At 37.5% G+C, this 23,087-nt stretch carries 25 protein-coding genes; 13 read left to right on the top strand and 12 right to left on the bottom strand.

Annotated elements, in window-relative coordinates; all coding sequences use genetic code 11:
* Positions 1-35 precede the first annotated feature (35 nt).
* The 7 genes from ACMUMK_RS05505 (at position 36) to ACMUMK_RS05475 (ending at position 5,465) form a co-directional block, all read left to right on the top strand.
* Entirely contained in the window at positions 36-1,094 is a 1,059-nt protein-coding gene (locus tag ACMUMK_RS05505; RefSeq protein WP_414700118.1) for a potassium channel family protein, read from the top strand.
* Positions 1,087-1,734 (top strand): YjfK family protein, encoded by a 648-nt coding sequence (locus ACMUMK_RS05500; protein ID WP_414700117.1) that lies wholly within the window; start codon positions 1,087-1,089, stop codon positions 1,732-1,734. Before ACMUMK_RS05505 ends, ACMUMK_RS05500 begins: the two co-directional genes overlap by 8 nt.
* A 60-nt stretch (positions 1,735-1,794) precedes the next feature.
* On the top strand, positions 1,795-2,211 hold the full coding sequence (locus tag ACMUMK_RS05495; RefSeq protein ID WP_414700116.1) for a DUF350 domain-containing protein: 417 nt from the start codon (positions 1,795-1,797) through the stop codon (positions 2,209-2,211).
* A gap of 9 nt (positions 2,212-2,220) precedes the next feature.
* Positions 2,221-2,835: a DUF1190 family protein gene (locus ACMUMK_RS05490; RefSeq protein WP_414700115.1), complete on the top strand. Its 615-nt coding sequence runs from the start codon at positions 2,221-2,223 to the stop codon at positions 2,833-2,835.
* Positions 2,836-2,882: 47 nt separating this feature from the next.
* Positions 2,883-4,046: a glutathionylspermidine synthase family protein gene (locus ACMUMK_RS05485; protein ID WP_414700114.1), complete on the top strand. Its 1,164-nt coding sequence runs from the start codon at positions 2,883-2,885 to the stop codon at positions 4,044-4,046.
* 70 nt (positions 4,047-4,116) lie between these two features.
* Entirely contained in the window at positions 4,117-4,677 is a 561-nt protein-coding gene (locus ACMUMK_RS05480) for a rhomboid family intramembrane serine protease (protein WP_414700113.1), read from the top strand.
* Between the two features lie 89 nt (positions 4,678-4,766).
* Entirely contained in the window at positions 4,767-5,465 is a 699-nt protein-coding gene (locus ACMUMK_RS05475) for a VC0807 family protein (RefSeq protein WP_414700112.1), read from the top strand.
* A 90-nt stretch (positions 5,466-5,555) separates the two neighbouring features.
* On the opposite strand, the gene ACMUMK_RS05470 is transcribed toward ACMUMK_RS05475, so the two are convergent.
* Together ACMUMK_RS05470 and ACMUMK_RS05465 are read right to left on the bottom strand one after the other, a co-directional pair.
* A complete protein-coding gene (locus tag ACMUMK_RS05470) occupies positions 5,556-6,848 on the bottom strand; it encodes an alkaline phosphatase (protein ID WP_414700111.1) in 1,293 nt (430 codons plus the stop codon).
* Positions 6,849-6,958: 110 nt separating this feature from the next.
* The gene (locus ACMUMK_RS05465; RefSeq protein WP_414700110.1) at positions 6,959-7,906 is read right to left on the bottom strand and encodes a chemotaxis protein CheV; all 948 of its coding nucleotides are present in this window, start codon (positions 7,904-7,906) and stop codon (positions 6,959-6,961) included.
* Between the two features lie 201 nt (positions 7,907-8,107).
* On the opposite strand from ACMUMK_RS05465, the gene ACMUMK_RS05460 reads away from it, so the two are divergent.
* Positions 8,108-9,052: a LysR family transcriptional regulator gene (locus tag ACMUMK_RS05460; RefSeq protein ID WP_414700109.1), complete on the top strand. Its 945-nt coding sequence runs from the start codon at positions 8,108-8,110 to the stop codon at positions 9,050-9,052.
* A 61-nt stretch (positions 9,053-9,113) separates the two neighbouring features.
* On the opposite strand, the gene ACMUMK_RS05455 is transcribed toward ACMUMK_RS05460, so the two are convergent.
* The 5 genes from ACMUMK_RS05455 to ACMUMK_RS05435 all read right to left on the bottom strand — a co-directional run bounded on the left by ACMUMK_RS05455 (position 9,114) and on the right by ACMUMK_RS05435 (position 12,826).
* Entirely contained in the window at positions 9,114-10,223 is a 1,110-nt protein-coding gene (locus ACMUMK_RS05455; RefSeq protein ID WP_414700108.1) for a nucleotidyltransferase family protein, read from the bottom strand.
* Positions 10,216-11,088, bottom strand: a complete 873-nt coding sequence (locus tag ACMUMK_RS05450) for an HprK-related kinase A (protein WP_414700107.1) — start codon at positions 11,086-11,088, stop codon at positions 10,216-10,218. Before ACMUMK_RS05450 ends, ACMUMK_RS05455 begins: the two co-directional genes overlap by 8 nt.
* Positions 11,078-11,314, bottom strand: a complete 237-nt coding sequence (locus tag ACMUMK_RS05445) for a hypothetical protein (RefSeq protein ID WP_414700106.1) — start codon at positions 11,312-11,314, stop codon at positions 11,078-11,080. The genes ACMUMK_RS05450 and ACMUMK_RS05445 overlap by 11 nt, the downstream gene beginning before the upstream one ends.
* Before the next feature lie 33 nt (positions 11,315-11,347).
* Positions 11,348-11,905, bottom strand: a complete 558-nt coding sequence (locus tag ACMUMK_RS05440) for a hypothetical protein (RefSeq protein WP_414700105.1) — start codon at positions 11,903-11,905, stop codon at positions 11,348-11,350.
* A gap of 141 nt (positions 11,906-12,046) precedes the next feature.
* On the bottom strand, positions 12,047-12,826 hold the full coding sequence (locus tag ACMUMK_RS05435) for a S1 family peptidase (protein ID WP_414700104.1): 780 nt from the start codon (positions 12,824-12,826) through the stop codon (positions 12,047-12,049).
* A gap of 121 nt (positions 12,827-12,947) precedes the next feature.
* Here ACMUMK_RS05435 and ACMUMK_RS05430 point away from each other — a divergent pair, with 121 nt between their 5' ends.
* A complete protein-coding gene (locus ACMUMK_RS05430) occupies positions 12,948-13,967 on the top strand; it encodes an NAD-dependent epimerase (RefSeq protein WP_414700103.1) in 1,020 nt (339 codons plus the stop codon).
* A 24-nt stretch (positions 13,968-13,991) separates the two neighbouring features.
* The gene (locus ACMUMK_RS05425; RefSeq protein WP_414700102.1) at positions 13,992-14,741 is read left to right on the top strand and encodes a YdcF family protein; all 750 of its coding nucleotides are present in this window, start codon (positions 13,992-13,994) and stop codon (positions 14,739-14,741) included.
* A 119-nt stretch (positions 14,742-14,860) separates the two neighbouring features.
* Here the strand turns inward: ACMUMK_RS05425 and ACMUMK_RS05420 are convergent, their stop codons facing one another.
* The 3 genes from ACMUMK_RS05420 to ACMUMK_RS05410 are packed head-to-tail and all read right to left on the bottom strand — an operon-like array spanning position 14,861 to position 17,682.
* Positions 14,861-15,958 carry a hypothetical protein gene (locus tag ACMUMK_RS05420; RefSeq protein ID WP_414700101.1) on the bottom strand — a complete coding sequence of 366 codons (1,098 nt, stop codon included), beginning with the start codon at positions 15,956-15,958 and terminating at the stop codon, positions 14,861-14,863.
* 1 nt (position 15,959) lies between these two features.
* Positions 15,960-16,823 carry a ThiF family adenylyltransferase gene (locus ACMUMK_RS05415; RefSeq protein ID WP_414700100.1) on the bottom strand — a complete coding sequence of 288 codons (864 nt, stop codon included), beginning with the start codon at positions 16,821-16,823 and terminating at the stop codon, positions 15,960-15,962.
* Positions 16,824-16,875: 52 nt separating this feature from the next.
* Positions 16,876-17,682 (bottom strand): PEP-CTERM/exosortase system-associated acyltransferase, encoded by an 807-nt coding sequence (locus ACMUMK_RS05410; RefSeq protein ID WP_414700099.1) that lies wholly within the window; start codon positions 17,680-17,682, stop codon positions 16,876-16,878.
* 409 nt (positions 17,683-18,091) lie between these two features.
* Here ACMUMK_RS05410 and ACMUMK_RS05405 point away from each other — a divergent pair, with 409 nt between their 5' ends.
* From ACMUMK_RS05405 to ACMUMK_RS05395, 3 genes are all read left to right on the top strand, one after another.
* Positions 18,092-18,238, top strand: a complete 147-nt coding sequence (locus tag ACMUMK_RS05405; RefSeq protein ID WP_414700098.1) for a hypothetical protein — start codon at positions 18,092-18,094, stop codon at positions 18,236-18,238.
* A gap of 33 nt (positions 18,239-18,271) precedes the next feature.
* On the top strand, positions 18,272-18,406 hold the full coding sequence (locus tag ACMUMK_RS05400) for a transposase domain-containing protein (protein WP_414700097.1): 135 nt from the start codon (positions 18,272-18,274) through the stop codon (positions 18,404-18,406).
* 403 nt (positions 18,407-18,809) lie between these two features.
* On the top strand, positions 18,810-19,127 hold the full coding sequence (locus ACMUMK_RS05395) for a hypothetical protein (RefSeq protein WP_414700096.1): 318 nt from the start codon (positions 18,810-18,812) through the stop codon (positions 19,125-19,127).
* A 90-nt stretch (positions 19,128-19,217) separates the two neighbouring features.
* On the opposite strand, the gene ACMUMK_RS05390 is transcribed toward ACMUMK_RS05395, so the two are convergent.
* On the bottom strand, positions 19,218-19,952 hold the full coding sequence (locus ACMUMK_RS05390) for a PEP-CTERM sorting domain-containing protein (RefSeq protein WP_414700095.1): 735 nt from the start codon (positions 19,950-19,952) through the stop codon (positions 19,218-19,220).
* A 193-nt stretch (positions 19,953-20,145) separates the two neighbouring features.
* Complete coding sequence (gene prsT / locus ACMUMK_RS05385) at positions 20,146-22,767, bottom strand: XrtA/PEP-CTERM system TPR-repeat protein PrsT (protein WP_414700094.1); 2,622 nt, start codon at positions 22,765-22,767, stop codon at positions 20,146-20,148.
* Positions 22,768-23,087 lie beyond the last annotated feature (320 nt).

Here is a 23,087-nt window from a genome sequence, read left to right as displayed (position 1 = left end):
TTATAACTATTTAGAACACTTGTTGATGTATAAATATGTTTCCAAAGCTACGTAGATTATTAGTTAAAGCTTTTTCTGAGATGCGCTGGTACAGCATTGTGCTAGCGCTTCTTTTTTATGGTGTAAGCAGTTGGGTTTTACTGTTCCTAGCAGATGAGCAAGCACTAACGAAACCTGTCGATTTTATTTATTGGTTGATGGTCACAGGTTCCACTGTGGGATACGGAGATTTTTCCCCTTCTACTGTGTCAGGTAAATATATTGTTTCATTTTACATTATCCCCCTAGGATTAAGTATATTTGGTTTGGTATTGGGACGTATCGCCGCATGGGTCTCAGAACAATGGCAAAAAGGAGCGAAAGGGTTGAAAAGCCTTCATGTAGATAATCATATATTGGTGCTTGGCTGGAATGGCCCAAGAACTATTCGGTTACTTGAGTTACTTATACGAGAGCGTGACTCTATAGAAGATGACCCTGCTATAGTGCTATGCGTTCGAGCAGATATAGTAAATCCCCTGCCCGACCAAATCGAGTTTGTTAAGGTAACCACTTTTAGTAACGATGCCGATATGGACAAGGCATGCATAGCAAATGCTAGTGTGGTGCTAATGGACAATCCTGAGGATGACCTAACCATGACGACAGCGCTATATTGCAGCCAACGTAACCCTAATGCACAAATGATTGCGTACTTTAATGACGAAAGTTTAGTTAACCTGCTACAAAAACACTGCCCTAACGTAGAATGTACACCAAGTGTTGCAGTAGAAATGTTAGCAAAGTCAGCATTTGACCCCGGCTCAAGTGTACTGCACCATGACTTGTTAGACGTGAACATGGGGCAAGCTCAATACTCTGTTAGCATTCCTGAAGACATTCGTCCGCTTCAAGTCAAAAACATATTTCAAGCGCTAAAGATAAATTATCAAGCGACCCTAATTGGCATGGCTAGAAAGAATGAAAAGTTAAATATTCAAGTTAATCCAGACCTAGATAACACCCTTTATCCCGGCGATAAAATTTATTACATTGCACATCAGCGAATTAACAAAATTCAATGGGAAAAATTTCTAGAGGCAGATAATGTTTAGTAAATTATTCCGAAAAAAAAGCATAGTAAAAACCACCCAAGCACCCGAGGTAATGGGGTTGTACCTAGGTGGCTCCTTCGAAATAGACCCACTAAAGCTAAGGCTACTTGAGCCTAACCTGATGATTGAAAAAGCTGCTACTCATCACTTTATTCAAGCTGTAGGAGAAGTTAATCTAGACACTGGTGGTAAAATTTTACGTTTTTACACTGATGACGATGCCTTCTTACAGGTTGTTTTAGATGGAGGTGATACCGAAAATCACATAACAGATGTGAAACTATGGTATTTCTACGACACAAAAACAATTGGTTCCGATAAGCAATGGAAAGAAACGATTGCATCAGGCATATCTATGCCTTCATTCACCTTGGCTGGGCAAACCTTTGAAAGAGTCTGGGATGCGGTAGGAACAGAATCCCCCCCAGTGGCCATGACAGAGAAAACCTACGAAGAAGACGGAGATACCAGTGAAACCGACCAGTTTGTTATGTTGTATGAAAGAGCAGCCACAAACGATGAAGTCGAAACACTACTAATTTGCGCAGAAGAGAAAGTAGTAAACAACAATTTAGATCGCTGTTTAGTTATCAGCACAGGCTTTAACATTGGGCAAGCAGACATTACTATCAATGGCTAACCAATAAAAATTAAACACTCCCAATACAGTTGGGATTTACTTTAATAAAAAGGATAAAAAATGGACGCAGTTTTAAACTCACTAGCAGGATTAAGTAACTTTGCATTGTATTTTGCTGTTTCAATTTTGTTGTTGTTTGTATTTAAAATTATTTATGCATTTGTAACACCCCACGATGAATGGGCATTAGTAAAAGTTCATAAAAATGAAGCCGCAGCTATAGGCTTTGGTGGTGCAATGATTGGTTTTAGTATCGCCCTAGCTGGGGCCGTAGCTAACTCAGAGTTTTTAATAGACTTTGTAATCTGGGGAGTTGTCGCCATCATTGCCCAGTCTTTAGCATTTGCCCTGTTACGTTTTACATTTATGCCTAAAATCGCAGACAGAATTGATAAAAATGAAGTGTCTGCTGGAACAATTTTAGCGGCGGTATCTATTTCTGTTGGGCTATTGAACGCCGCCTGCATGAGCTATTAGGAGAACTAGATGGAACCTAATAAAAGTAAACGTTCAAGTAATATAAACTTACAGAGCATGCGTAAAGGGTTTTGTGTCAAACCTTTAGCTTTAGGTATAGCCGCAATATTCCTATCTTCTTGCGGTGAGCAGCAAAAAGCCACTGTTTATACTGACGTAGATGACTGTACTAATGCCAACCCAGAAGCTGCTGAGCAATGTGAAGCTGCATATCAGCAAGCTATGCAAGAAGCTGAGCGTACCGGCCCAAAATACAACACTCAAAGTGATTGTGAGGCCGAGTTTGGTTACAACCAATGCAATTACGTGCAAAACAGTTCAGGCTCCTTCTTTATGCCATTCATGGCCGGCTATATGCTTAGCAACCTTTTGTCTCCAAGAGGTTACTATTCTCAACCCATGTTTACCTCCTATTCTCGATATTCACCTTATAGAAATCGATGGATGGGAGCAGATGGCCGTGATTTTGGTGATTACCGCCGCCGCACAATGAACGTAAATGAAAGCGTATTTAAACCTAAACCAACGGTTAATAAAACCATCAAGCGTGGCGGCTTTGGTAGCAGTGTACGAGCAAAATCAAGTTGGGGCAGTAGTTCTAAAAAAGGTGGTTGGGGTGGATAACCTCAATACGCAGCACTTAGTTAATTTAAATTTTAAGTAGCTTTGAAATGTTACGTATCGACATTAAAGAGAGGCTAAATTGGCGCCGAAAAGCAGAGGAGTTTGGGTTTAAGTTCCATACTATGCATGGTGAGCCCTACTGGGATGAATCTGCCTACTACCAATTTACCCTAAAGCAAATAGAGCAGGACCTAGAAGCCCCCACAGAAGAAATACACCAGATGTGTTTACATGTGGTTGATAAAGTCGTTAAAGATCAGGCCCTACTAGAAAAATTCCAGATACCTGAGTTATTTTGGGACCAAATACATGACTCATGGCAGCAAAAAGATCCATCTTTATATTCACGATTAGACTTTGCATATCAAGGTTGTGGCCCAGCAAAGCTATATGAAAACAATGCAGATACACCTACATCATTGTATGAATCAGGCTTTTGGCAATGGCTGTGGTTGCAAGAGCAAGTTGACGCTGGAAATATAGCTAAGCAAGCCGATCAGTTTAACTCCCTTCAAGAAAAACTAGTCAACAGATTAGCTGCTATTGCTTCCCATTACAAAATAGAACATATGCACTTTGCCTGTTGCCAAGACACTGAAGAAGACAGAGGAACGGTTCAATATTTACAAGATTGCGCAAAAGAGTCTGGCCTGTTAAGTGATTTTGTTTTCATTGAAGATATTGGCCTGGGTGATTGCGGCAGTTTTAGTGACCTCGAAGATACTAAGATCCAAACTCTATTTAAACTTTATCCTTGGGAGTTTATCCAAAGAGAAGAGTTTGGAGCAGTGGTTCAAGGGGCAAATGTAAACTGGCTAGAACCAATTTGGAAAACAGTACTATCCAATAAAGCACTAATGCCTATGTTATGGAAGTTGTTTCCTGATCATCCTAACTTACTGCCATCCTACTTTGAAAATGAATTACATCTGGCTACAGAGTCGAAACTAGTTAAAAAACCCATATACTCACGAGAAGGGGCAAATGTAAGTGTAATAGAAAATGGAAAAACAATCTTACAAGCTCTTGGACCTTATGGAGATGAAGGCTTTATTTATCAAGCATATGCAGGTTTACCGCAATTTTCTGATAATCACACTCTCATTGGCTCTTGGTTGGTAGACGATGAAGCAGCTGGTATTTCAGTGAGAGAAGACAAATCGGCCATAACTCAAGATATGTCTCGCTACCTTCCCCATATTATTTTGTGACAATTAGACATGATTTCGACTTTCATTTTCAGCGACAATAGCGGTACTTCTTCTTGGATTTGATTAGCATATGAAACTTACTTCTGGACAAATTACCACTTCACAACAAGTTAAAGTAATTTTTTGGCTTTTCGCAATCATAACAATTGTTGAGGTTATCAACCTTTTTACAGGCCGTATGTTAAATCAACTGGGAAACTTCCCCCGATACATACCTGGGTTAAAAGGAATATTACTGGGGCCATTTATTCACGGTAGCTTACAACATTACTTTTCTAATATTATTCCACTGTGTATTTTTAGTTATTTACTTTTGCAATATGGTTTAAAAAAGTACGCACTAGTCAGTTTATGGATAATATTGATTACTGGGGCATTAGTATGGTTATTCGGCCGCTCGTCAAGCCATATAGGTGCAAGTGGCGTCATTTATGGCTATTTTGGCTACCTAGTGTTAGCTGGACTTCTAAGTGGTAAAATTAAACTTATCTTGATCTCAATCGTAGTGGCGTTTTTCTATGGGGGGTTAATATGGGGAATACTGCCCACGACACCATATGTTTCATGGGAGTCACATTTGTTTGGTTTTCTATCTGGGCTCGCCGCCGCTAAGCTATGGCAGCATAAATGAATAAATTAGCATTTCAAAATGCCTAGCCCGATTTTGTTAACTTTTATATACTCCACAAAAGCAATTTATTGCACAATTTTAGGTAAAATATGACCCAGTCTAAACCCAAAAAACAACCAGGAATGCTAGGTAACTTAGCGTTCAATATTGTTATTCCAGTACTAATATTAACTAAGCTCAGTGGCGACGACTATTTAGGTCCAGCTTGGAGTATTGTCGCTGCGCTTATATTTCCTATTGGTTTTGGATTATGGGATCTCAAGCAATCAGGAAAAGTTAATCCTTTCTCAATTTTAGGAATTGTAAGTGTATTTCTAACCGGCGGTATTAGTCTATTAGAATTACCAGCAGAGTACATAGCCATCAAAGAAGCCACTATCCCTGCACTTATTGGACTTGCTGTTTTAATTACTCAAAAAACCAGCAAACCATTACTAAAAGTATTTGTACTTAATGAACAAATTGTGAATTGGGAAAACCTTACTACCTCATTAGAAAAATCAGGAAAAACAGAAGCTTTTGAGAAAAAGCTCGCCACCAGCTCATTTATAGTCGCGGGCTCGTTTTTCCTTTCATCAGCTTTAAATTATATTTTAGCAAAGGTAATCTTAGTCAGCCCTCCTGGTACAACAGCCTATACGGAAGAGCTCGGCAGAATGACTGCTTTAAGCTATCCGGTAATAGTGATCCCTAGTATGATTATGTTAATTGGGGCCCTTTGGTATATATTTGCACAGATTAAGAAACTAACAGGCGAAGACCTAGAACATTTTTTAGTTGAGCAATAGCCCTTCTGAGAATAGAAAAGCCAGCATTAGTGCTGGCTTTGGGGCGTGATCTTTTGTAGTTACTAAATAATAACTAGTTAAACAAGATGATTAATTCGCCTTAAGCAACTCAAAAATATTCTCAGCTATTTGAGTGTTATCCAAGTGACCTTTAAAGTGATTACTCCCTGGACCGATAGCCATAACAGGTACATCTACTCCCGTATGCCCACCTGTTGTCCAACCTGTTATTGAACGGTTATCTAATATTTTTGTGATTGCTTTATGAAATACTCGGGCATTATCAGACTCTATATCCACCAACTGCTTTCTTTCTTCATCAGTTAACTCTAAACCTAAATGATTAGCCGCCACTTGCGCTCTATCCTTAGCCGTAACTAACAGCTTTGAAATTTCCTCTGGTGAAGATTTTAAGTTTTTAAGTGGCGCAGGATCCCAATTATAAATACGATTAGCGCCAATTGTGAGCCCACCAGTGCTATGATCTGCCGTTATTACCATGAGTGTATCATCGCGACTTTTTACGTACGCTTCTAGCCATTCTAGTGTTAAAGCTAGGTCATGCATTTCAGCCATAGCTGCTGCCACATCATTAGCATGACCTGCCCAGTCAACCTGACTCCCTTCTACTAACAAAAAGAAACCTTTGTCGTTTTCTAACTGCTTAACTGCTGTTTTCGCTAATGCTCTTAAACGTTGCTTGCCTTCACTGTCCAACGCCCAAGGCAAACCCACATCAGCAAAAAGACCAAGTAGAGGTACTCCTGCCTTAACAGTATCAAGTTGTTCGTATTTATCTATATATTGGTAACCGGATTGTTCAAACTGCTGCACTAAGTTTCGGTCTTCACGAATAAAATACTTCCAACCACCGCCTAACATAACATCCAATACAAATTGATTGTTTATTTTATCATCAAAGTAACTATCAGCAATTTCATTATAATTTTGGCGACTTTCATTGTGAGCACTAAAACCTGCGGGGGTTGCGTGGTTAATTTGTGATGTGACAGCAACACCTGTTTTACGCCCTTGTTGTTTAGCCAGTTCTAATACAGTCTGTACTGACTGTTTATCTACATCAACACCGATTGCTCCATTGTAGGTTTTTACACCTGTTGATAGGGCTGTAGCACCTGCCGCCGAATCTGTTACATACCCAGTAGTTATATCTGGGTGAGTACTTGCCATTCCTACTAGTAAGCGATCAAATACTGTTTGCTCTACCTCTGGAGTTGAAGGGTCGTCAGCATACATTCTATAAGCGGATGTAAAGGCTGGTCCCATGCCATCTCCCACTACCATAATAATATTTTTTGGGGCTTCTGAGGCCAAAGCTGAGCTACACAAGCCCGCCATTAATAACGTAAATACTCGCTTCATCTTCTCTCCAATGATGAATTTAAAGGATGGAATTATACGACAGACGTGTAGATTAGTAATGTAAAATTAGATGAAACTATGATGACAAAAGACGGGCTTGATGCTTAGGTTTAGGTATTCAGAATTTCTCTCATTCTTTGCTGTACAACCTCTACTAACAAGTCTGGTTGAAACTTTGAAATAAAACGATTACATCCTACTTTTTTAACCATAGCTTCATTGAAACTCCCACTCAAAGAGGTGTTAAGAGCAATAAATAGATCGCTCATCCTAGGATCATTTCGAACTTCAGCGGTCAATCTATATCCATCCATTTCTGGCATTTCAGCATCTGTAAACATCATGACTATTTCATCAGTGACAGTTTTACCCTCATCTGCCCACTTTCGAAGTAAATTTAAAGCTTTTAAACCGTCATTTACTGCAATTATCTCTAAACCAAGTTGACTAAGGGTTTCTCTTATTTGCCAATGGGCGGTGGCAGAATCATCAACCACTAAAATTTTCTTTCCATTTAAGTGAGCAGATATTTCAGTATCCAGAACGTCATCAGAAATTGATGTGTCATATTCTACTATTTCAGCAAGTACCTTCTCCACATCAATTATCTCCACAAGCTCACTGCTATCATTTATTTGAATATCAGTAATTGCAGTAAGGTAGTTATTTTTACCAGCCACAGTAGGTGGAGGCTGAATATCACTCCATGAAGTATTAATAATATGCATTACTTTACCGATTAAAAAGCCTTGAACGCTTCTATTGTATTCAGTAATGATTACATTCTCGGGTTCATAATTATCAGAGGTTAATTTAATACCAATAGCAGCACGCAAATCGATAATAGGAATCGAGGCCCCTCTATAGTTTGTCACCCCTTTTAAGTTTTTATGGGCACCTGGTATTTGATTCATAAAAGGGACAGTAATCACTTCCCTTACTTTGAACACATTCAAAGCAAAAGTATGCCTAGTCCCCAATTTGAACAGCAATAGCTCCAACCTGTTTTCACCTACAAGCTGGGTTCTTTGGTCAATTGATGACATTAACTCTGACATAGATATTCTTTAATTAAACTGTCTAAACTCATATAACTATAACTACAAATCTAACGAAAACAAAATCTTATTGCTTAAATATCCTACTGCCCCTACCCCATGTTGATATTCTTCAACCTGAAAAGAATGAACTAGAATCATTTATATAAATGTCAAAGTCAGTACAATTCCAAGATTAAAGAATTTAGGCTCGAGGCCAGCATGAATATTTCAAAGGTAGACTTAAACTTACTTGTTTATCTGGACGTTTTACTGCGAGAAGGAAGTGTTACTAAAGCAGCTAACCAATTAAGTATCAGTCAACCTGCCATGAGCAATGGTTTACGAAGATTAAGAGAGCTATTCAAAGACCCCCTATTAATTCGAACCAGTGGAGGGATGACCCCCACAAAACGGGCGATTGACCTACAACCTATCATTCGAGATGTACTATCAAAACTAGAAACAACCATTAAGCCAGAGGTTGACTTTGACCCGCTTCAAAGCAGTAGAACCTTTAGGATCATGGCAAGTGATTACGCGGAGTCAACATTATTAATGGAAGTTATTAGAAGGCTAACGGAAGAAGCACCTAACGTAACCTTAGATCTAATAACACCAAGTGATGTTACCTTCCATGATGTGGAGCATGGCAAAGTAGACATGGCAATTAATCGCTTTGATGAACTTCCTTTATCTTTTCACCAAAAAGTCATCTGGTCCGACTCATTCTGCTGCGTGTTAAACAGTCATAATCCAATAGTGGATAATTTTACCTTAGATAGTTACTTGTCCAGCAAACACATCTGGGTAAGTAAAACAGGGTTTGGAATTGGTGTAGGGATAGATCCTACTGAAGTACAAAAGCTAGGTTGGGTAGATGCTGAATTAACTAAAATAAATAAGCAGCGTAATATTCGGGTGTTTACTAGGCACTATCACGTAGCTTTGCAATTAGCGAAAGCACAGAACTTAATTGCAACCTTACCCAGTGAGGCAGCCAAACTCTATATTCATGACCCCGAAGTGGTTATGCTAGAGCCGCCTTTTAAAATCCCACCTATCACGTTAAAGATGGCTTGGAGCCCTTTACTACAGCACGATGCGGGTCATATCTGGCTAAGACGCTTAATAATAGAAGTAGGTTCTGAACTTTGTCCTCCTTAACTAATTTAGCTCTTCGCTAGACTGCGTTCATATCTGCACTTAGCACTACATTTTAAAAATGTTAAGGCTGATCAATTTCTTTAGTGAAGATATGTTTCCCGAACAGAAGCTTTGTCAAAGATATACACCCTTTGCTAACCAGATGATAAGTCAGTATGTGCAATGGCATTTTTTGAAAATGGCCTCTAATTAAAACCATAAATTCTGCAGTTGAAAAATAAGCTTGTCTGCAACTTGGATGACTTGGCTTGAGAGCTCTCATATACATGAAATCTAAAATCCTAATATTCCACGGACAAAAACGAGCAAGGCTATCGGTTACGTGATTAGGTATGGGAGTATTTACTATTTTTTGAGTATACCGACAAGCTAAGTAAAGCTCTAAACAAAACCCGGTTTCTTCGGCTAAACTGATGAGCGTTTCCCAAAATTTATTATTGTTGTTGGTCGTGACTAATGTATGTATGTCGATGATATCTCGGTAGCCTTTCTTAACCTCTTCATTAAAAAACAGGTGAATAATGCTATGCAAGGTCATTGCCTCAAAAGACAATATCTGCAGACCGTTCTCTAGCACCTTGCTATTTTTGGCAAACTTAGCAGCATCAACCTGCCTACCAGAAATAATTGGTACTATATTATGGTGAATGTCTACAATTGAACCCCGCTTCCCATGCCTCAGAGGGGGAATTTCATGAGCCCACTTCCTGTAGTATTTTTCATCGTGTTCCGTTAATTCCTCTGGCAACCAACCAGCCAAACAAAGCCTTTTCTCAATCCTATCTATTGAAGCTTTGTCAGCCAAAATATCTATATCATTATAAATACGACTTTCTCCTACAGGAGCCCCAGATAAACTATAACCTGCACCCTTGAGGAAAATTAGATACTCTTGTTTACCTTGCAAATATTTTTGTAACTCGTACGCTTCGAAGAGCACTTGCTTTTTGTGATTTTCCGCCAGCAGTTTTGCATTCAAAAAATGTCTTTGGGTTTGACTTGGTATTTTTTCAAAAATACCTGCCCGCTTGAAAATATAATAATAGCAAGCAAGCAACTGCTGATGGCGCAATACTAATACTAAGCTCTGCCACTGATTAGCATTAAGACTTAAAGCTGCCTCGGGGGTAATGAATACATCACAAACTTCATCAGAAGTTAAATTAGACACGAGCGATAACTTCCTCATCTAAAAATTCTGCTACTTGAGATAAATCACTATGAAAAATTTCAAACGTTTGAACATTATCAATTAAATTAGTTAACGTACTAAATGCGGTTTCCCGTAAAATACTGTAATTAAAAGCGTTTTCAACCAGCTGCATAAAGGCCTGTGTTTTATCTAACTGATATATCTGTAAATCTTGTTCAGCTCGAAAGTTTGGAAACACAACAGCTACCAACTCAGCGTTAGTAGTATGACTCTCCCAGCTAAGTTCAGGAGGAGAAAGATGTATTACATCGCCTTTGTGGGTATCTTTAGCAATATTTGAAAACTTACCATCTGGAAATAGGCTTTTAGCTAAATCAATTGATTGATTTTTCAAGCAAATTGGACGAACAAAAGGGACAACAGTTTTAGAGTTTGGAATAATTAAGGCCATTTCATCAGATAACAGCCTCCAGCCATTGTGACTCAAATACGCAGTTAACGTACTCTTGCCAGACCCTGGTGGCGCTGGAAATAAAATAGCCTTATTACCTTTCGCTAAAACGGCAGAATGGATTATAACATGTTGGACTTCATTGCCGGCTATTGTCCAATTCATGCCCCACTCTAAAAAAGCATAAGCCTTTTTAAAGTCTAAGGGTTTAAATGGCTCATGCTGGTCACAAAAAAATCGTGCTTGAGGACGAATAAAAGAACGAAAGCCACCAGATTTATCAATAGAAAGTTCATAGTCAGGAATAAAGTGAGGCTCGAAATGCTTAAATCGATTTCCATAGATGGTCGTTAAGTTTGCAACCACTCCCGACAAGTTAGTTTTTATGGAAAAAGAAAACGGGAATAAATCTAAAAAGTAGTTATTCAACATAGGATTCTTTGATTGTACTTGGCTTTAAGAAACCTTTTTGGACTAAGGTTGATAAGGCAGCTAGATTTTCAATGTCACTGCGCTGTTCTGAACAAATAAACTCAATGAGATTTGCTTCGGTTAATTTAACACTTAAAGTCTCGCCTGAATCGCTATTAAAAAATACACATCCAGAAGAATCAATAAAGGAGTGTAAAAACACTCCTTTTTCTAAAAAATCAATCAAACTTTATCCAGATTAAAGTTACTTTAGTTGACTTTAACAAGCTCCTCCTGAGCTGTACATAATAATTGTATCATTTAGCAACTTACCAACACCTGCTGGATCTTCTGAGGCTGATGTATATAAGTAATTTGCAAATGCTGCTTCACTCCCATGTTGTTCAATTGCAGGATAAAAAATGCCATTATATCCATGGTTTACAGCATTCAAATACATTAATACAAGCCCAATATTGACACTATTAACGCCCTTCTTGTGCCTATTGGTTGTAGTTAATATTTCTTTAAAAGTTAAATCTCCGTTGGTGCGAAGAGCTCCATTGTCATTCCACGGGATACCACCAAAAACACTTTCAAAAGAAACCTTTTTGTAATCACTAGCATTGAATTTACTAGAAAGTACAGTACAAACACCTGCTTGCGCATCTGAACCATGCCCAGAAGCTACAATAGAACCAGCAATCCCGGCCCAAGCAGAGCGGGCTGGTATTGAGGCTATCACAGCCCCTGCAGTGGCTCTTTTCAAAAATACGCGACGCTGCTTACTATCTTTAGAAACCGAAGAAACTATTCCATTTGGATTATCTAGACTCACAACAATTCCTTAATTTAAATTCTTTACTGAGCATAAAAAAGCAATTACTAGGCCAATTTGCAAGTAATTGATTTTTATAAATAAATTAAAAATCAACTCTAATACATGTAAAGAATAATGACACACGACTACATAGGAGATCTAGTTTACATCTAGACCTTTACTTACCGCAAGTTCCAATAGGTATTTTATGGGTATGGCGTAACTAATACCTGACGGCTTTTCAAGCACAGCTTCTTTTGACTCTTTTATAAAGACTTTGTTAAGTATCCCCAATACTTCCCCTGAATCCACATCATATATTGGACTACCACTGTTTCCGGGATAAGCAGTTATATCAAGTTGATAAATTAAAAACTGCTCATCCAATCTTTTGAGAATTCTTGTAGATAACACTTGAGAATTTACACTAGGAATTACATCGGGTGTTGTTGCGGCAATCATTCCTTTATGAGTTGCGGGATATAAACCTAACACTGCCCCAATTGGGAACCCAGTAAGCAAAATCTCTGTACCATCGGGAGCATATTTTTCATCAGCTAAGGCTATAGGTGTTAGAGGTTTAGGTAACTTTAGAATTGCTAAATCATGTGCCGGATCAGTGGCGACTACCTCAACTTTATAAATATTGGGTTTTCTTCCTATCCCTGAAAACACAATAAGATGCTGGACTTTTGTGGGATCTAACTCAATCGAAACAACATGATAATTAGTAGCAACAAGAGAACCGTCACCAAAAACAAAACCACTCCCCATCAATTTATGGGGCTGCACTCCCAATGGGTCATATAAACCAACCCCAACAATTGATGGTTTAACTTTAGTTACCAGTTCGCTGATTTCACCACTAACAACTTTACATGAAAAAACAACCGCAATTAATGTGACAATAAAATTCAATAAATATTTTTGATTTTTCATAATTTTCCATGCTGCTATCTGCAAGTATCTGAGTATAATCACAAATTACTCTATTCCAATCCATTTAAATTGTTAAGTTTAAAGGTTTTAAAGATATTAACTAAAATATAAGGTAATAAATATGAAAATTCTGGTCACCGGCGTTGCTGGGTTTATTGGGTATCATGTTACAAAATACTTACTAAGCCGTGGTGATCTAGTTGTCGGTATTGATAACTTGAATGACTACTATGATGTTGCTCTCAAAGAAGGGCGATTAAAAGAGCTAAGTAATCATAATGCATCTGAAAATTTTACATTTATAAAAATGGACTTAGCAGATAGAGAAAATATAGAAAACTTGTTCAAAACTAGTCACTTCGAAAAGGTAGTACATTTAGCAGCACAGGCTGGTGTTAGATATTCAATAGAAAACCCCCATGCCTATGTTGATAGTAACTTAATTGGGTTTATGAATATCTTAGAAGGGTGTCGGCACTTTAATATCAAGCACCTAGTTTACGCATCATCAAGCTCAGTTTATGGTGCGAATGAAACTATCCCATTCAAAGAATCAGATAATGTAGATCACCCTGTTTCCCTGTACGCTGCCACTAAAAAAGCAAATGAAGCCATCGCTCACTCCTATAGTCATCTATATAACTTACCCACAACAGGCTTACGATTTTTTACTGTATACGGTCCATGGGGCAGACCTGATATGGCTTTATTTAAGTTTACTAAAGCGATTTTAAAAGAAGAAACGATAAAGGTCTTCAACTATGGTAACCATCGCCGAGATTTTACTTATATTGACGACATAGTTACCGGAATAATACTAAGCCTAGATAATATAGCCCAAGCCAACACCCAATGGACGGGCGCCAAGCCGGATCCTAGTTCTAGTAAAGCACCTTGGAAAATATATAATATTGGCGCCCACAAACCGGTGAACCTATTAGCTTTCATTGAAACACTAGAAAATGCACTGAATAAAGAAGCACACAAAGAGATGCTGCCGTTACAAGCTGGAGACGTACCAGATACCTATGCTGATGTAAATGCTCTGGCTGAAGACGTTGGGTATCAACCTAAAACAGACCTAACAACAGGAATTGGAGAGTTTGTGAAATGGTATAAAGTCTTTTATGAAATACTGTAAAGTTAAGGAATCGCAACACTTCCTATGTTAGAAGATATAGCAAGATCTCTCAGCTCCCCTTTAGTTCATTCAGCGCTACTATTTATATTGCTAAGGCTTGCTTATTTAAGCTCTAAAAGTAAATTGTTATCATTCTTTTCATTCTTACCTATAAGTTGGCTTTTACTTTGCTCGATGACTTATCCAAGTGTTTTATTAATCAAGCATTTAGAAGATCCATACCCCACAGTCAAAATTGAATCTAAAGCTTGGCAACAAACAGATGCAATCGTTATCTTAGCCTGTAACTACTTTGAAGATAATGAGTTACCTTTTGTCTCAAGATGGCCAAATTGCTCTATGCAAAGAAACCACCATGCCGCACGAATGTATCACTTAGTAAACAAACCTATCTACCTAGCCGGCGACATTTTAGGTAAAAAAGATGTCAACTCACAAGCAGTACATAATCGGGAATTCTTAACGAATATGGGGGTAAACTCCCATGACATATTTATCAATGCCAAAGGGAGGAATACTGAAACCGAAGTCGCTGCACTAGCCGAAATGCTCGATGGAAAATATATCTCTTTAGTTACTTCTGCAAGCCACTTAACCCGCGCACTCACATACTTCGAAGACTACAATATTAAGGTGCTTCCTATACCAGTTGAACACTTGAGTCGTAAAAAAGTCGAGCCAGTACTAGGCTTACCCAATGCGTTTAGTTTATATAGGAGTGAAAGAGCCCTACATGAATACTTAGGGTTAATTTACCAAAACCACCTGCGTTAAACACATTAAAAACATGCTAAATAAGTGAGTACCAAATTACAGGTATTATTCTAACTTAACCATCTTTTAGACATTCTATCATTGTTATTTAGAATGATAAGTCAAATAAAAAAACAACTCTATTCCTCTTCAAAAGAAAGAATTTTAGATGTATCCAACCTATTTGTTTTTGAATTATTTGGCAAGTCTCCACTAGGCTTGCCTATTCTTAAAATCCACTGTATTTCTCTCGTTTCTACACTTAAAAGTTTACGATATTTAGCCACATCAGATTGAAGATAAGGTGCTTTTATCCCTGTGGCGCTGAATATATTAAGCTTTGGTTTAATATCAGAGTTAAGGATCTCTGTACTTAAGGTAGAAGGCTGAAAAGCATAACCTAAATTGGTTAGGTTAAGTAAAACATTAAACATTTCACTAGAAGCATTAACTTTCTCTTCCAAACTCATTCCAGCTTGTACAGAAAATACAAGTGCACTTTGACTAGAAACCCACAGTTTTTTCTGAGCAAACTTCATCATCAATCTAGCGCCGATAAACTTCAATAAATCAAAAAACACATGATGAAATTGTATTAATTTTATGGGAAATACTTCTGCTTTGCTTAAGCCTAAATTCCTCCATGGCAAACCAGTTTCTGACTTCGTATCAAAGGCAACACTATTCATGATATCAAGTCCTAACCCCTTAGACTGCCAAACTGTACAATCACAATTAGATAAAAAATTAAGTAGGTCCTGGGGAATATTTTTAATAAGTTTACATTGACTCAACTGCAAATTGTTATTTAACAAAGTTTCATCCGCACTAATAAAGCTTGCGGGTAAGTATGGCCGTCTATCTACAGCCCGTTTAGTTAAGGCCTGATATAAACTCTTTGTCGCTAGCTTGCTTTGATTACCACTTTTAATAACCTTAAGCGCTATGACAGATTCTTGGCTTGTGAAAGGCGAAAAATTTGCAAGGTTAAATTCTACATCCGAACTAAAACTATGCTCCTCTAAAGAAACAAGTATATAGGTAAGTAGACTCCCCAAAGTTATGGCAATAGTATAATCGTCATATACAAGTGCATGCTTCGCTTTATCAGCTAAATAATCAACATGAAATGTTTGTGTAGAAAGATTAAATCTAAATCTAAAAGGCTGGCAGTTATCCCCACTCATATAATACTTTGCAGTGTCAATTATTTTTACGGCTAACTCTTTATCCATCATACTACTTACTCAACACGATTCTTTTAGCAATATTAAATTTTATCTTTTGAATTAAACCTCTATTACCAAAAGGGCACCAAGTTTTTACTAGCTTATTCTTATATGCATCAAAGTGAAAACCATGAGGAGCAGAGATTAAGTCTCCTCGATTCAATAATATCTTTAGAACATATGTTCCCGCTACACCAGCACAAAAGTCTACTGACATGGGTGTAGATGGCCCTTTTCGAGCGTTAAAATCAGCTCGACTTTCGTCTACTAAATATGAGCGCTGCAACATACTTGGAGATAAACCAATTAAAAACTGTATGAACTGCTCATTTTCAGTTTTTGCATCGTTAAATCTAAAATATTCCTCATAGGTCATTTTTCCTGGCTCAAAGTATAAAAATGCCACCCCCATACCTAATGGAGCAGCAGTTAAAATGGGAATGTTTTTTTGTTGGCATTTGGAATAAACCAATTTTCTAGCTTCAAGTGCGAAGAAGTCCAGACTATCCACATAGACATCAACACCTTCTAAAAACTCATCTACATTTTCTTCATTGACACCTTTAAGAAACGTTTTTATTTGACTCTCTGGGTTTATATCTAAAGCCATTCGCTCCATAACCAAACACTTTGGTTGGTCAAGGGTAGACATAAATGCCCCTGCCTGACGGTTAAAATTATGAACCTCAAACTCATCAAAATCTGAAATATTGAAATTAGCAATCCCTAATCTAGACAGTGTCAATAGATGTACGCCACCTACACCGCCACACCCTGCGATTGCGACTTTTTTGCTTCTCAATATTTGTTGTTCAGCTTCTGTGACCCACCCAATATTTCTAGAGAATGCTTTTTCATAATTAAAGTCCGACATCAGTACCTCTTTAAAACACTTTTTTCATAAAAAAATTATGTTCAACAATGAATTATTCTTTATGCTTAAGAGACTTTCGGATCTCTTTAAGCATTACTTGAAAGCCAGGAGTTAAGCTCTCCATTAGCAAGGAAGGGTTGATATAATATGGCGCTCTTTTACCATGATAATCGACAGTCGGGCCTATTTTTTCAAACTTAATTCCAATAAACCCCATACTTCTAGCAAGGCGAGGTTCCATCATGACAAAGGTATGCTTAATGTTATTTTCTAACACAATAGAAGCCGCTGATAAATATAGACCAACCGCGATAAATGGGAAACAACGTAACTCATTCTCCGAGTAAATCTCTTTATTAATAACGGCAGTTGCAGCACCTTCGAATTTATCCGTGTGTCTTTTTCGAAAGCCTTTTGGTACTGCTAGCCTAGAAATTTCACAAATCTCATAGGGAGCGAAATCAGCTGGATTAATTTTATCTTTTGCAATTGAATCAGCACAATATGTCTGCAATGGAAGGCTATGTTTTGCTGTTTCCGGCCTAACAACTCTTACAGTACCAGCAAACTGTAATGATGGAATATGCTGTATAAGGCAATGGGTAGAGTAATTATCAAATTCATCACGTTCAAAACCATTGTCTGACGTATTTAAAAAACCCAACTCTTCACAATAAACATCGTGTCTTATTTTAAATGACTCTTTTGATAACTCGGGAGTCTCGGCTACTAACGGGTGCAGATATTTAGAAAAATGACGTGCTACTGTTTTAACTTCTCGATTAATTCCAAAATCTATTACCCTCTTAATAATTGGACCAATGACTGGTTTTTCAGTGTACTTTTTAAGTTTCTTCACATTTAACAATCCGTGACTTTCAAATCAACAACGAATACTTTAAAACCTCAATATACAATGTTTCTAAAGGTAGTAGTTCAGTATTCCATAACACCTAATATTGAACTAGTTACATAGGTGTCACGATCTAAAAATAATTTAAGCTTACATCATTACATAATGAGCATTATGGGACCAACTTTTTAAATCAGGTAAATAAGTTTCAAACATCTGTACTCCATCAGTGGCTGGTGGGGGCAAAAAGCTTTGATATTTATTTGGATCCTAGATTAGTGAATTGAGAATAACAACTTATAATACAGATATAAAAAAAACGCTATTTGCGTAATGCCGATCAGTTAAGCAAAATAACTTGACGCTCAGCGTAATGAGATCAAAATCTTGTGATCATGGTCACAGGATTTTTTTTATGTCTCTCGTCTCAGTTTTAGAATCAACATTATCCGAATTATCTGAACTTACCTCACTCGATAAGCTTCAAGGGTTACTCCACCCAGAGCTGCTAGAGCAAGCCTTCGAACATGCAGGAGTGATCACTGTACGCAGACGTCGTTGACCGCTGGATGCAGTGATATGGTCTGTCATCGGCATGAGCCTATTCCGTCACGCGTCAGTGTGGGATATTGCTAGCAAACTGGACATTTCATTGCCCGGTAAACATAAGTTAATCGCACCCAGAGCCTTGGTACAAGCGCATCAGCGACTTGGGTTTGGAGCGGTTTAAAAAACATTTGAATTACAAGCATCTAGAGCATTTGGCTCCTATGCAATCGAACAATGGAATGGGCTAAATCTTCTCGCTGCAGATGGCGTGGTATATCGAACTGAGGATACCCCTGAAAACTTCACTGCATTTGGTTGTGATAGAAATAATCACAGCCTGAGTCCTTACCCGTAGGTACGAATATGCTGTCTGGTGGAGGTATCCAGTCATTCATTAACACTGTTTAATAGAGGTTATTACTCTGTTGGATTACTTCATCAGTGGCAGCAAGCTGGTGAGAGTACGCATTGGATGCTCCCCGATACGATAGAAGCGCGGTTAACGACATACTACCTATCGAGTACTGAGTTCATTAACCGAAGTCTATGCAGAGCGCTGGGAAATTGAACTGGGCTTCAGAGAGATGAAACAAAGCTTACTGCACGCAAATTATACATTAAGAAGTAAGAAACCTGACATGGTTGGTCAAGAATTATGGGGGCTGCTGCTTGCTTATAATCTTGTTCGTATAGCCATTCTTGATGCGACTAAAGAGCTGGACATCACACCAATACGACTGAGTTTCTCTCACTGCGCCCGACATTTCATGGCATTCTTAACCACTATTCCCATACGAAGCGCAAACAAATTACCGTTGCACAATCAAGAACTACTTGGCACGTTAAAACTATTTATTTTACCCGACAAGGCAGTACCCAAGAGCGGTAAGAAGAAAATCTAAGAAGTATCTATACAAAAAAAATGCCAGTCAGTTGTTGACTGACTGGCATTACGCTATTTGCGATTTTTGATCATTTAATTAAATTAATAATTAAACTAATTTTCTACGGCGTAACCCAAGACCAACAAGACCCAAACCTAAAATAGCTAAGGCAGAAGGCTCTGGAACAACACCAACTTCAGACAAAATAAAATCAGTACTACCATTTAATGAATCAACAACGGCAGTAACTCTAGATATTTGGCTTAGATCAACACCACCGAACAATGACAACGATACCAATTCTGTATAGTTTACTGGGAAAGTAACAAAATCCGTATTAACCACTTCAGGAATAGTTACCGATGCAGTTGATGTTACATCATTTATATCAGTTAAAGAAATATCTACAGTAAAACCAGCATCTGCACTAACAATATCGAAATAGAAGTCACTACCAGCAGTAGCAAGGTCTAAAATTCCAGTATTATCGCCAGCGTCATATGTAGTGTCTCCGTTTACATCTACAAAGTAGTCAATGGATAAAACAGAATTAACACCAGAGTCTTCACTATAATTAAGATACCCGTCGTTAAACAACAAACTACTAGAAGTAGTATTGACGCTATCTGAAGGAGGTCCACTTTGCCAGGTTAAAGTATAAAATACATCCGCACCTGCATCCGAAACTTCTTGATCACTGTCAGTTTGCGTTACATTGGTTACTTCTAGCTCTACGCCTGGAGCCGGATAATTAAATGAATCCAATACAAAATTAGCTTGAGCCGGCATTACAGCAGCAAGCGTTAAAGCAGAAGCCATAATAGCTTTTTTAAATTTCAACATAGTTTTAATCCTTCAATTAAATTTTATAACACATCTTAGTTGCCTCAAAAAATAATATGCACAGGACATGCCAACAAACAAAAAACCTTACAAATCAACAACTAGTTACAACCTCAAACTCAACACCAAACAAGAATGTAAATATTACTGACACAAAAAAGTAATAATAGTTGGTGTTTCTTCTGTCCCAAACCTAATGAAGTGACTTACGTAACTCTTTAGATTTTAGTGAGTACTCCTCTGCTTTTACCTCATACCCCAATTTAAATAACACCTGTGAATATGTTTCCAACACACTAGGAGAATCAGGAGCTAGAACTACAGCCTTCTCAGCATATGACAAAGCCCCTTGATAATCAGACTCTAAAAATAATAAATATGCTAAGTTGTTAAGAGCGTTAATATTCTCAGACTCAACTTCTATAACATGTAAATACGATGATTTAGCTAAATCTAAATTCTCACTTAAAATTGCCAACTCCGCAATTTGCAACTCAGTGACAAGAGCTCTACCTGTCTGATTTCCATGGTTTAATAAAAACTTTAATGCATCAGTATATCTTTTATCATCCCTTAGAGCTTTAGCATACAAACTTGCATTATAATCACTTGGATACGCATCATAGTACTCTTTCAACTTAGGGATGGCCCCTGCATAATCTCCCTCTAAAGCCATTAGCTGACCTTTAAACCCATGACCTGTTGCACTGTTTTGAGTATCCAGAGGTAAATTAGCAAACGCTTTATTACCTTGAACTACTTCTCCTAGCTTTATATAAAAATAAACTGCAAGTATGCTAAAGCGCTTATCATCTGGAAATTTCTGTTTGGCTTCACTTATGACAGTTAACGCCTCTGTGTTATTTCCTAACATATCATTTAACGTAATCATCTTCAGATATACATTTTTATCATCAGGCTGGGCTGCATGCCATTTACCTAAAATTTTATTCAGATTTTCTAGTTCTTCTAGTTTGTAATAAACGTTTGCTAATAAATTCCATAACAAGCTTGAGGTATTTTCGTCAGTGTCATCCAAAGTAAACACACTAATAAATTTGTCAAATTGACTATCCGTATACAAGGCAGAGGCATAAAGTAATTTAATCCCAATGTTAGTTGAAGCTCTTGAAAATGCCTCTTCAATACGTGCTAAACCTTTGCTGGAATCACCTAATCTTTTGTTGATAAGAAAATATTTTTTTAAAGCTATTACATTTTCTGTATGAACTTCTAAAACATTTAATAAATAACTCTCAGCATTCTTAAAACGACCTTTATTGACATTCATATCTGCAAAATAGAAGTTTGCTTCTGGATTAGCTGGAGCAATATTCAATACTTTGTTATAAAGCAATTCAACATTAGCTATATTACTTAAACCAAGCTCTGCTTTAGCGGCTAAGGTATAGCCCTTGATATCATTAGGCTCTTTACTAATCCAGACGTTTGCTAACTCCAGAGCCTTAGTAAACATTCCTGCATCAAGATAAGCTTTGGCTAGAGCATTCTTACCAGCCTCACTGCTTGAGTCTAACTCTAATGCGCTTTCTAAACTATCTATCCCTTCTAAGTTATCTAACGTGAGCTCCAGTATTCCTTTTTGAATCAAATTTAGTGGATTGGTATAATCCAGTCTATTAGCTACAACAGCCAATTTTTTAGCCGCTTCATTTTTACCTTGCCTTAAAAGTTGAGACGATGCGGAAGATAACAGTAATACATCATCCTCAGTTAAACCATCAAAGTCAGATAAGGCATCGCCTGCTTGTTCGTTAAGACCTAATTTTAATTGGATAATAATCAGTAACTTTCGAATAGGGCTATCGTCTGACAATTGGCCTTTTATCGCAGAGATATGGTCATAGGCTTGCTCGTAATTTTTTAGCCTGAAAGCACTAAGCCCAGCAATAACTCTGTTTGGTACAGAAGACAAATTATTTTGAATCGCTTTTTCGATAAACAATTTAGCATTTTCAAAATCATCAGCTTGATAACGAATAATCCCTTTTAACTGGTTAACAAACGGTTGGTCTGGATTCGACTTGAGTAATTGGTCCACTTCTTTTTCCGCAATATCAAATTGATTATTTTTTATATAAGCATTCGCTAAAAACATTCTAGATTGAATATTTTGCGGTAAAAGCTCTTTGTATTTTTCATAACTTGCCACTGCTGCTTTACTATTATTTAGTAAAGTGGATAGCTGACCTTTCAACAAATAAGCATCAGACAAGGTGGGCTCAATTGCGATTACTTGATCAATTTTCTGTAATGAAGCTTCCACCTGTTTATTACTAAGGTCAACATAAGCGTTACCCAATTGACTATAAATAGAATCACTGGATATTTCATTAGCACCTCTAATGGCTTCTTTAGCTTTATACTCTTCGCCTAACTGAAAGTGTGCAAGAGCTTTGTATACTAATAATGAAGTCATGACCTCTGCAGAAAGACCTCTAGCCCTTTCTACTAAATCAATTATTTCTTTTTGCCTAAACTGTAAACTATACACCTTGACCAGTAACGGCAATACTTCATTAGCTTCGTACCCTAGATCCAGTGCTAATTTCAGTTCTTTCTCTGCGCTTAGGCTGCTTCCTTGCGAAGCATAAATTTCCCCTAACATAAACCTTGATTCTGCTATGTTAGGATTAACTCGAATAGCATTTTTCAACTCAACTATGGCAGCAGATATATTTTCTTTCGCTATATTTTCTTTTGCGAGCTCGATATATTCTTCTGAAGTTTTTTCAGTACACCCTGAAGCAACTATCATAAAAAACCATAAAAATGCCACACGAAATTTCAACATCACTTTTCCTATTTCCTATTCCAAACTATTTATATACTAACGCCAGCTGTGTAAATAATACTAATGCTTTGTTACTAACGGTTATCAGTATCAGAGATATCAGCTTATTTAAATCAATACTCAGCTATATAAAACTATCCCTGTAAAAGGTTGCGAAACACTAACTCTACAGTAGGCTAGAGTTCTTAGAAGCTGACTTTATCTAAATTTTTAAAAGGATGGAGTCTATTCAAAATAAAGTATATACATCTAATTAGTTTGTATTTTTATGTTCCATGTAGTTTTTCTTTTCTATGTGATTTCTGTCTAGTTTCGGTTAG

The organism is Paraglaciecola sp. 2405UD69-4, from assembly GCF_047525415.1.
In the GTDB taxonomy this organism is placed as follows: Bacteria; Pseudomonadota; Gammaproteobacteria; order Enterobacterales; family Alteromonadaceae; genus Paraglaciecola.
Note: the sequence above shows the minus strand (reverse complement) of the source record. Positions and strands in the feature narration are given on the sequence as shown.